The sequence below is a fragment of the Mycobacterium sp. PS03-16 genome (assembly GCF_004570325.1).
Classification (GTDB): Bacteria; Actinomycetota; Actinomycetes; order Mycobacteriales; family Mycobacteriaceae; genus Mycobacterium.
Genome location: NZ_SPQO01000064.1, coordinates 1 through 9,991, shown reverse-complemented (window position 1 = coordinate 9,991; position 9,991 = coordinate 1). Strand labels below are relative to the sequence as shown.

Below are 9,991 nucleotides of genomic sequence, written 5' to 3'. Positions count from 1 at the left end.
GCCCGAGGCCGGGCCCCGCGGCGGTGCCCCCCAGCGTCCCGCCGGCCGGCCACCCGAGACGCCGCCCGCCGCCCCCGCTGCGCCGGCCGAACCCCTCGCCCTCCCCGCGTCCTACCGCACCGGATACGGCGAGTACCTGCGCACGGCCGGGGTGTCCCAGATCGCCGCGGTCGCCGTGCCGGGGACGGCGGGAATCCTGGCGCTGACCGGGCTCGGCGGCCTGGTCGGATACCGGCAGGCGAAAGCCGGCCGGACCCTGCGGACCACGAGCATCGCGCGGTTCATGGAGTAGCCAGCGCAGCCCGGACCGCCGTAGCACGTCAATCGTCGAAAGGGGGACACCATGCCCGCCAGCCGCACCGTCACACGCGCCGTCAGCGAGGTGCTCGATCTGGCGCCCCGCCGCGGCGAGGTGACGCTCGTGCGCCTCGTTCAGGCCGTCAGCGCCGACCGCGGACGGCCCATCGACATCAAGATGGCCCACCTGCCGCCCGGCGTGTGCGGGCAGTGGCGCCAGTACTCCGACCGCGACGTGTTCCTGATCCAGCAGGGCCTGCCCGCCTGGGACCGCACCCTCGCCCACGAACTCGGACACCTGGTTCTCGGGCACGAGGGCATGCCGGTGGTGGAGGCTGCCCGGCAGAACACCGAAGTGGCCAGCTCGGACCTGATCGGGTACATGCTCAACCAGCGGACCGGCTGCATGGGGCCCAGCGGTGAGGACGCCGAACAGGAGGCCGAGGACTTCGCGGCGCTGCTCATCTACCGGCTCGGCCGGCTGCCCTGCGACCGCTCCTCGATCGTGCAGGTTCGCCTCGGAGAGGCGTTTGGTTGATCGTCTGGGTGATCGCCGGACTGCTCGGCCTGGCAACCGGTCTGCGGATCGGGTGGGCGCTGGTCAACAAGCAGTCGCTGGTCAGCACCGCGATGATCCTCGCGCTGGGCAATCTCGCACTGGTCGCCGCGCTGAACTGGCAGCCCCTGACGCTGCTGGTGGACACCGTGCTCAAGTGGCCGAACATCGCGATGGGCTTCAGCCAGGTCGCGCTGATCATGTGCGCGGCGGGCAGCTGCGTGATGATCACCACGGTCGCCTCGGCCCGGCCCTCGGCGACGACGCGCAAGATCGCGCTGGCGCAGTACGCGCTCGCCGTGGTGGTCGCGGCCGCCAGCCTGGCCCTGTTCTTCGCCGCCGGTCAGCAGCCGGAGATGTCTCCCGACGAGTATCTGCGCCGCAACCTCGGCTCGGGCGGTACGTCGTGGCTGCTGCCGCTGCTCTACGTGCTGGTGGCGCTGTCCCTGGTGTCCTGGGCGGGGATGCGGAACTCGAGCCGCAGCCGGCGCGGGCGGGCCCTGTTCGTCTTCACCCTGGGCATCGCGCTGATCGTGTTGGCCAGCGCGACGTTCCTGCTGCGTGCGGCGGGGCAGGACCCGGGAATCGGTGTCGGGACCGCGGCGACGCTGCTCGGCTGCGCCATGGTGGTGGTGGCCATCGGGGCGCTGCTGCCCAGCATCGAGGACTGGTTCGGCGCGCGCCGGGAACTGCGCGTCATCGGGCCGCTACTCGCCGAGCTCGACCGCCGTCACCCCGACATCGGTATCGGTGTGCGGCCACGCGGCCCATTGGTCTTCCGGGTGGCCGAGCGGATGTCGCTGATCTCCGACGCTCTCTATCTGGAGGCGACGGCCGCGACCATGCGCTCCTCGGTCGACGCCGGGCGGGACCCGGCGAGCGCGCTGCCCGCCCGGGACACCGATCTGGAGAGCGAGGTCGCGGATCTGGAGCCGCCCAAGGTGCCGCCGCATCGGCAGGCCGAGGCGCTCGCCCGGTGGATCGAGGCCGGCCGCTCAGACGCAGGAGACGGACACGCCGCCTTCCCGGGGTTGAGGTGGCTGCGTCAGCCGGAGGCCTACTCGGACCGCGAGTGGATACTGGCGATCGCCGAACGGTACCGGACGCTCGACCGCGGCTGAATCGGTCCGGACGGCGGGGCGGCAAACAGTCCCGGCTTCGCCGGCCCCGGGCGCCGCGGGGACGCCGTCAGTCGTCGAGGTGTTCCTTGCGACGCAGCTCGTCGACCTTGGCCACGATGTCCTGCTGCGCCTCCGGGGACAGCCCGACCGACCGTGCGGCGATGCGGCGGACACCTTCGTCACGCATGCTCGCCAGCCACGTCAGTTCCTTGTCGAGCTTCTCGTAGTACTCGTCGTCGGTGAAGTAGGCCGGCTTGATCCGGAAGAAGTTGGCCAGCGCCGCCATGGTGGCCGCCGACGGGTTGGTGCGGTTGCCGGACCGTAGCTGGGACAGGTAGGGAGCCGACATCGTGATGCCCTCGGCCTTGAGCGCGCCGATGACTTCGGCCGAGGTATGCGGCCCACGACCCGGCGGGTAAACCGTGTCGAACAGGCGGTTCAGCCGAGCGGCGAACGTCTTGCTCATCGAAATGACCTCCACATGCGGGACGAGCGGGCTAAACGAGCGGCGGATTTGCTGACCATCGTAGCGAGAGTTGTGCCGCGAACCAAGTGCAAACCGCCGGTTTGTTGACTGGTGCAGGGTCGGGGAGCTGCAGATACCCCGTAGAGCAGCGATTTCGCCTGCTCAGGCAGCTGCCGATCCAACACCATGAGGCAAATAATAACGGTTCCGTAGCATCCCCTGTGCTGAGCTCCCTGCGAGGTAACTGCCAGCAATCCTCACCGACGAATGGCGGCGGGGCGGCGTCCGCGGTGTTCAGGGGGTCGGCGGGGGTGTACCGGGACGGGCCCAGCAACCGGCGAAACCAGCGCCGCCCACGGCGTGGCGGACCAGGTCGCACCCGGCGACGGAACGGGCTGCGACCGGGTTCAGGCGGATTCGGACGACGTGTCGCGAACCTGCGGCGTATCGGTCCGCCGGCGCCGTGCCCGCACGGCCCGCACGATGCCCACCGTCACCGCCGCCACGGCCACCGACCCGGTCACCGCCACCGCCACGATCCGCCAGCCCAGTGCGGCGTCGAACAGCATCCAGAGTCCGAACAGCAGGAACAGCAGGCTGGCCACGGTGTGCAGGAACGCTTCGGGCAGCCGCTTGTGCAGCATTGCCCCGACGACGATGGCAACGCCGTCGGCGAGGATCATGCCCAGTGTCGCGCCGACCCAGACGCCGATCGGATCCCGATCGCTGGCCAGGGCGACCGTCGCCAGCATGGTCTTGTCGCCGAGTTCGGCCAGCACGAACGAGGACACGATCGCCAGCACCACGAAGCGGGGTTCGGCCACCCGGACGGCGTCGTCGTCACCGCCGCGCCGGCTGTCGCGCCACGTCCACGCGGCGAAGAGGAGGAACGCGATCGCCGCCGCGAAGGCGATCGGGCGTTCGGGCAGCGTCATGCCGAGGAAGTGGCCGATGGTCACCGACAGGCCGTGCACCAGCATGGCCGCCAGGCCGACGCCGGACAGCACCACCCACCAGCGGTGGCGCAGCGCGTAGGTCATGGTGATCAGCTGCGATTTGTCGCCGAGTTCGGCGACGAAGACCACGGCGAGACTCACGAGGGCGGCGGCGAGCATCGAACACCTTTCGACATGTCGCCGACGCGCGCACAGCCGCGCCGGCATCCTGTCGAAGGTCTCGCCCACCGAGGGTGCGGTTCGCCGGCCGGGCTCCGCGGAGCCAGTATGTCGACGCGACGATTCGGGGCTACTCCCCTTCGCTGACTGCCACGACGATAACCGCCGATTCCCGACGGCGCCAGCGGCGCAGCCGATTTCGGGAAGCCGTATTCTCCGATGCGGGATGGGGCGAAGCCGCCGGTCGGAGGGCCCTCACGCGGCGAGCAGCATGGCCAATACGGCGGTGTCGGGATGGCTGATCGGATCGACACCGACGCGGCTGACCATCGACGTCACCGTGCCGTCCGATTCGGCCTCGACCCAGGCGGCGCGGTGCTCGAGCCCCAGATGCGGCAGCCCGGGCAGCAGCACGCACCCCGATGCGGCGCCGTTGCACTCGGGCAGCGAGGGCGTGGTCTCCGACGGCGGATGCAGCATCAGCAGCGCGGGCGGCTGGCGCTCGGCGAAATACCCGGGCGGCACCGCGGACTCGCCGACCACGGTGCCCTCGGCCAGGACCAGGCCGACCGTGCCGGGTTCCGGTTCGTCGGGGAGTTCTTCGCGGACGCCGAAAATCGTTGTCGTGGAGAGTAATCCGGGTAGCGACGCCACCCGCACGGTGACCATCAGAAGCTGCGCCCACTCCTTCGTGGAATCCGGCCACCGCCCCGACACCACGAATCCCTTGAGAGCGCCACCCGAATGAAATGGGGCGATTTCTATCGCCCGACCGGACCCCGTCTCCATTCCGCCTCCGCCACTTAGGTGTTGCGCCTGGCCGACACGCCTACGGGTCGTGCCCTCAGCATGCGGTAACGGTGCGCTGGCAGGCAAGACGACTCGAGTGCTAACGGAGAGTGAACCCGGCGCGAACGAGAGCGGGGCGCCGCGCGATTCGCGCGGCGCCCCTTGTGCAGAGTCTGCGATCCCCGGTCAGCCGAGGATGATGCCCTTGGCCGCGCCGGTGGCCGTCGCGAACCGCTTCTGGACGTCCTCCCAGTTGACCACGTTCCAGAACGCCTTGACGTAGTCGGCCTTCACGTTCTTGTACTGCAGGTAGTACGCGTGCTCCCACATGTCCACCTGCAGCAGCGGGATGATGCCCAGCGGCACGTTGGCCTGCTGGTCGAACAGCTGGAACGTCAGCAGCTTCTGGCCCAGCGTGTCGTAACCCAGCACCGCCCAGCCCGAGCCCTGCAGGCCGTTGGCCGCCGCGGTGAACTGCGCGCGGAAGGCGTCGAACGAACCGAAGGCGTCGTCGATCGCGGCCGCCAGTTCACCGGTCGGCTTGTCGCCCCCGTTGGGGGAGAGGTTCTTCCACCAGATGGTGTGGTTCACGTGCCCGCCGAGGTGGAAGGCGAGGTTCTTCTCGTAGAGGAAGATCGCGGAGTGGTCCCCGGACGAGCGGGCTTCGGCCAGCTTGGCCAGCGCGTCGTTGGCGCCCTTCACGTAGGTGGCGTGGTGTTTGCTGTGGTGCAGCTCGTTGATCTGACCGGAGATGTGCGGTTCGAGCGCGCCGTAGTCGTAATCAAGGTCGGGCAGGGTGTACTCAGCCACAGGGTTCCTTCCTCATCGGTGATTGATGGAGCTCGAGTTCCTCGACATCGAGATCAACCTTGCTCCATCGCCGCGCGCACCGCAAGGATGCGCGTCCGCCGATCACCCATACCCAGGCCGGGCCGATTCAGAACAGGACGATGAGAGCCAGGATGCCCAGCAGCACCAGCGCGATGATGCCGGCCCGCAAGCACGCCATGAGTTGGCTACGGGTGTACACGTTCGCCGACGACTGCCATTCCGACGGCGGCATCGCGGAGCCCGGACCCATCGAATGAGATGCCATCAACAACCCCTGACCTGCATATTCACGCTAAACCCCCCAGTGAGAACCATCACAGCCTACCCCCGTGTGACGCCGATCATAACCCCCGGTGTCACGCAGCGGAAATCGGCTCCGGCCCGGTCGTCACCGCCGCGCACCGCAGGTCACGGCGGACGACGGCCGGCGGGCGGGACGGCCACCCCCGCGGGGCGCGTCAGCATGACGCGGGAGTGGTGCATCCCGATCGCGGCGGCCGCGGCCCGACGGCGCCGACATGCCGCGGCGTGTCTACCCGGTTCGGGCGCCGACGGCTGGCACACTCGTCCCGCTCGACCCACTCCGCCGACGGGTCCAGCCGTCGCCGGTCGGACGCGGTTAGCGCTACTAAGAATTTCGCTCGGTGCGTTTCCCGTCCTGCCGGGTCCGGTCTGCGGATCGTCAGGTTATCCACAGTTTCTCGCAGCAAGGGCACAGCTCAACGCGCGCAATTCTGATCGTCATCCCCGCGGCCCTGTGGATAGACCTGTGGAAACTGTGGATAAGTCTGCAATTGCTGTTTCGCCGCCGCCACCGCCCCGCGACCGGTCCCGTGACAGCATGGACTCCATGGACGACGTCGATGTTCCCCAGGTGGATGTGGCCGGACTGCCGGTGGAGCCCGATCCGTCGGCGGTACTGCTCGACGTCCGGGAACACGACGAGTGGCAACGCGGTCACGTCGCCGGCGCGGTGCACGTGCCGATGGGCGAGATCCCCGGCCGGATGGCCGACCTCGACCAGGACGTCACCTATTACGTCATGTGCCACCTCGGCGGGCGGTCCCAGCGGGTGGCGCAGTACCTGGCCCGCAACGGCTACCGGGTCGCCAACGTCAGCGGCGGGATCCAGGCGTGGGCGGACGCCGGCCGGCCGGTGATCACCGACGGCGGCGGCCCCGGGACCGTCTGATCGACGCAGTTAGGCTGGTCGGATGATCCAGGTGTGTTCCCGCTGCGGGACGCGGTGGAACGTGCGCGACCGCGAGCGGCAGTGGTGTCCGCGGTGCCAGGGCGCCCTGATGGCGCCGTCCGGCCACGCCACCGCCGCACCGGAGTGGAGCGCACGCGCCGCGGGCCCGGGACCCGGCGGCGCACCGCCCCGGCTGCCCGCGGGGTATCGCTGGATCGCGGTGCGGCCGGGCGCCCCGCCCCCACCGCGGGCCCGCCGCCGCCCCCTCGGCCCCACCCCGCGCTACGCCTCCGTCCCGCGCTGGGGTCTGGTCGAACACTTCGATACCGAGGACACGACTCCGGCGGCGGACCGGCACGGGCCGTCGGCGACGACGGTGCGCCGGACGCTGATCACCACCCTGGCGGTGCTGGGCGTCACCGCCTTCGTCCACGTCATCCGGTACGTGCTGCTGCTGGTCAACCGCAGCATGCTGCTGCACCCGATCGTGGCGGGGGCGGCGACGTGGCTCGGCGTCGCGATGAGCGTGATCGCGCTGTTCTGTGTGATCGCCAGCCTCGTCGTGTTGACCAACTGGCTGGTGGCGCGCCGCGCCGCGGCCTACCGCCACCACGGCCAGGCGGACCCGCGCGACGTGTGGGCGCTGCGGCTGGGCTGCCTGGTGCCGTTCGTCAACCTGATCTTCGCGCCGGTGTACGCGTTCGAGCTGGCCGACGTCGAGAACCGGCTGAGCACGCTGCGCCGGCCGATCGTCGTGTGGTGGATCCTGTGGGTCTTCAGCACCGTGGTGTCGCTGTTCTCGATCGCCACCAGCTTCACCACCGACGCCCAGGGGATCGCCGACAACACCGTGCTCACCACCGTCGCCTACCTGCTGGCACTGGCCACCCTGCTGGTGGCCTACCGGGTGGTGCTCGGCTTCGAGCGGGCGCCGGTGGCCCGCGCGGTCACCCGCTGGGTGATGGTGCCCGACGACGGTCGCCACGCGGGTCGCCCAGCCGCGGCCGACCCGGGCCCCGATCGCGGCACCGGGTCCGGCGCGCGCGACGCGGACGGCGAATCGCGCCGTCCGGTTGAGTCCAGCGGGCAGAACCCGGCAGCATAGGGCTCATGAACCCGGATGACGGCACGCTCGGCGGTCATCCGTTCGTGGTGGCGCACCGGGGCGCCTCCGCCGACCGGCCCGAGCACACCCTGGCCGCCTACGAGCTGGCGCTGCAGGAAGGCGCGGACGGCGTCGAGTGCGATGTGCGGCTGACTCGCGACGGCCACCTGGTGTGCGTGCACGACCGCCGGGTGGACCGCACCTCGTCGGGCACCGGGCTGGTCAGCGAGATGACGCTGGCCGAGCTGCGCGCACTGGACTTCGGGTCGTGGCACGCGAGCTGCAAACCCGGCGAGGGCGCCGATGTGCGGGGCCTGCTCACGCTGCAGGATCTGGTGGAGCTGGTGCTGGACTGGCACCGGCCGGTGAAGCTGTTCATCGAGACCAAGCACCCGGTGCGCTACGGCGCGCTGGTGGAGAACAAGGTGCTGGCGCTGCTGCACCGCTACGGCATCGCGGCGCCCCCGTCGGCCGACCTGTCCCGCGCCGTGGTCATGTCGTTCTCGGCGGCGGCGGTGTGGCGCATCCGGCGGGCGGCGCCGATGCTGCCGACGGTGCTGCTCGGCGAGACGTCGCGCTACCTCGGCGGCAGCGCCGCGACCACCGTGGGCGCGACGGCGGTCGGACCGTCGATCATGACGCTGCGCGAGCATCCCGAGCTGGTCGACCGGGCCGCCGCCCAGGGCCGCGCGCTGTACTGCTGGACCGTCGACCACTACGAGGACGTGCGGTACTGCCGCGACCTCGGCGTGGCGTGGGTGGCGACCAACCACCCGGGCCGCACCAAGGACTGGCTGCAGAACGGGCTGACCGGCGCGGGCCGGGACTGACGCTTACAGTGCGCCGCCGGCCGCCCGCGGCGCCGACGGATCGGCCGCGGCGGCGGCCAGTTCCCGCGCCACGAAGTCCTCGAGGTGAAACAGGTTCGCACCGGCGCGCTCGGCGATGCGGACCAGCGTCGTCATCTGCGCGACCTCCTCGACCTGCTCCTTGAGGAACCACTGCATGAACTGCTCGCCGAGGTAGTCACCCTCCTCGCGGGCCACGCTGGCCAGCCGGCTGATCTGCTCGGTGACCGTGCGCTCCTGGTCCAGGGCGAGTGCCAGTGCGTCGCGCGGAGCGTCGAACCGGTTGCACACCTCGTCGACGCCGGGGATCTCCACCTCGACGTCGCGGTCGATCAGGTACTGCACCAGCATCATCGCGTGGTTGCGTTCCTCGACCGCCTGACCGTAGAAGTGCTTGGCCAGCTGCGGCAGGTCGGCACCGTCGAAGTACACCGCGATCGCGATGTACTGCTGAGCCGCAGTGAATTCGCTGCGGATCTGTTCGCGAAGCAGGCCGATGAACTTGGTGTCGAGTGCGCCGGATGTGGTCATGCCACCACGATAGGCCAGGTCAGACGGGGTTGTCAGCCAAGGTCGACCTTACTGAGGCGAGGGTTCCCTAACCCGGTGTGACGCCGCTAACAGTACTTGGTCTCGTTTGCTGTCGGCGTGTCAGCCGGCGTTGAGCACCTCCGGTGGTACCGGCGCGTCGGAACGCAGCGCCTCGAACAGGCGGCCGGCGGCCTCGCTGTCCCACACCACCACCGCGCCGACGTCGCTGCCGGTGAACTCGCCGATCGGCACCGTCGTGGTCACCGTGTCGCCGCGCAGCGCCCAGCCCAGCCGCGCCAGATCCCACACGTGGGCCCCGCTGTCCACGGTCAGCGACCCGCCCGCCGCCCGCGCCATCGGGTACCAGCGCAGCGGGTTCAACGCCACCGCGGGGCTGGTGGCGCGCTGCAGCAGCGCCGAGACGAACTCGCGCTGGGTGACCATCCGGTCGAGGTCGGCGCGCGCGGTGGCCCGCGTGCGCACGTAGCCGAGCGCGTTGCGGCCGTCGAGTTCCTGACACCCGGCCGGCAGGTCGATGCCGGCCAGGGGATCGCTGATCGGCTCGGGTGGGCACATGGTCACCCCGCCGACCGCGTCGACCACCGCGGCGAACCCGCCGAACCCGATCTCGGCGTAGTGGTCCAGTCGCAGGCCGGTCGCCGACTCGACGGTCTGGGCCAGTAGCGGCGCGCCGCCGAGGGCGAACGCCGCGTTGATCTTGTCCTCGCCGTAACCCGGGACCGGCACGTAGGAGTCGCGCGGGATCGACACCACCGTCGTGGGCGCGTCCGACAGCAGACCGGGCAGGTGCACCAGCATGATCGTGTCCGTGCGGCCGCTGCCGACCTCACCGCCGGTCGCCAGTTCGGCCTGCTGCGCGGAGTCCAGCCCGGCCCGGCTGTCGGAGCCGACCAGGAGCCAGGTGGTGCCCCGGCCGGCCGCCGGCCGGTCCGGATAGTCGGTCAGGGCGGGGATGCGCTGCAGCGCGGTGTCCACCCAGGCGACCAGGCCGACCAGCGTGAGCACGAGCACGAGCAGCACGCTCAGCACGATCCGTCCCCACGGGCGGCGCCGGCGTGGCCGCCGGGCCGCGACGGCGGGCGGGGGAGCCGGCCGGGGCGCGGGGCGGGGAGCGACCGG

12 protein-coding genes and 1 pseudogene are annotated in these 9,991 nt (G+C 70.6%); 6 read left to right on the top strand and 7 right to left on the bottom strand.

Features of this window, described 5'->3' with window-relative positions; translation table 11 throughout:
• From E4P42_RS26495 to E4P42_RS26485, 3 genes and pseudogenes are all read left to right on the top strand, one after another.
• A pseudogene (locus tag E4P42_RS26495) lies at nucleotides 1–292 on the top strand (hypothetical protein); the annotation flags it as partial.
• A 51-nt stretch (nucleotides 293–343) separates the two neighbouring features.
• Nucleotides 344–835 carry an ImmA/IrrE family metallo-endopeptidase gene (locus E4P42_RS26490; protein ID WP_135129611.1) on the top strand — a complete coding sequence of 164 codons (492 nt, stop codon included), beginning with the start codon at nucleotides 344–346 and terminating at the stop codon, nucleotides 833–835.
• Entirely contained in the window at nucleotides 832–1,974 is a 1,143-nt protein-coding gene (locus E4P42_RS26485; protein WP_135129610.1) for a hypothetical protein, read from the top strand. Before E4P42_RS26490 ends, E4P42_RS26485 begins: the two co-directional genes overlap by 4 nt.
• Nucleotides 1,975–2,041: 67 nt before the next feature.
• Here the strand turns inward: E4P42_RS26485 and E4P42_RS26480 are convergent, their stop codons facing one another.
• The 5 genes from E4P42_RS26480 to E4P42_RS27140 form a co-directional block, all read right to left on the bottom strand.
• Nucleotides 2,042–2,440, bottom strand: coding sequence for a helix-turn-helix transcriptional regulator (locus tag E4P42_RS26480; protein WP_135129609.1), 399 nt, complete (start codon nucleotides 2,438–2,440; stop codon nucleotides 2,042–2,044).
• 407 nt (nucleotides 2,441–2,847) lie between these two features.
• On the bottom strand, nucleotides 2,848–3,555 hold the full coding sequence (locus tag E4P42_RS26475; RefSeq protein WP_135129608.1) for a TMEM165/GDT1 family protein: 708 nt from the start codon (nucleotides 3,553–3,555) through the stop codon (nucleotides 2,848–2,850).
• 255 nt (nucleotides 3,556–3,810) lie between these two features.
• Entirely contained in the window at nucleotides 3,811–4,344 is a 534-nt protein-coding gene (locus tag E4P42_RS26470; protein WP_135129607.1) for a peptidase, read from the bottom strand.
• 186 nt (nucleotides 4,345–4,530) lie between these two features.
• Entirely contained in the window at nucleotides 4,531–5,154 is a 624-nt protein-coding gene (locus tag E4P42_RS26465; RefSeq protein WP_135129606.1) for a superoxide dismutase, read from the bottom strand.
• Nucleotides 5,155–5,281: 127 nt separating this feature from the next.
• Nucleotides 5,282–5,440: a hypothetical protein gene (locus E4P42_RS27140; protein ID WP_167759646.1), complete on the bottom strand. Its 159-nt coding sequence runs from the start codon at nucleotides 5,438–5,440 to the stop codon at nucleotides 5,282–5,284.
• A 585-nt stretch (nucleotides 5,441–6,025) separates the two neighbouring features.
• Between E4P42_RS27140 and E4P42_RS26460 the strand changes: the two genes are divergently transcribed.
• From E4P42_RS26460 to E4P42_RS26450, 3 genes are read left to right on the top strand one after another with little or no spacing between them, the layout of a single operon-like run.
• On the top strand, nucleotides 6,026–6,367 hold the full coding sequence (locus E4P42_RS26460) for a rhodanese-like domain-containing protein (protein WP_135129605.1): 342 nt from the start codon (nucleotides 6,026–6,028) through the stop codon (nucleotides 6,365–6,367).
• A 22-nt stretch (nucleotides 6,368–6,389) separates the two neighbouring features.
• Entirely contained in the window at nucleotides 6,390–7,472 is a 1,083-nt protein-coding gene (locus E4P42_RS26455) for a DUF4328 domain-containing protein (RefSeq protein WP_135129604.1), read from the top strand.
• A 5-nt stretch (nucleotides 7,473–7,477) separates the two neighbouring features.
• Nucleotides 7,478–8,302 carry a glycerophosphodiester phosphodiesterase gene (locus E4P42_RS26450; protein WP_135129603.1) on the top strand — a complete coding sequence of 275 codons (825 nt, stop codon included), beginning with the start codon at nucleotides 7,478–7,480 and terminating at the stop codon, nucleotides 8,300–8,302.
• A gap of 3 nt (nucleotides 8,303–8,305) precedes the next feature.
• Here the strand turns inward: E4P42_RS26450 and E4P42_RS26445 are convergent, their stop codons facing one another.
• A complete protein-coding gene (locus tag E4P42_RS26445; RefSeq protein WP_135129602.1) occupies nucleotides 8,306–8,851 on the bottom strand; it encodes a ferritin in 546 nt (181 codons plus the stop codon).
• Nucleotides 8,852–8,971: 120 nt separating this feature from the next.
• On the bottom strand, nucleotides 8,972–9,991 hold a 1,020-nt coding region (locus E4P42_RS26440), incomplete at its 5' end, for an LCP family protein (protein WP_245234249.1).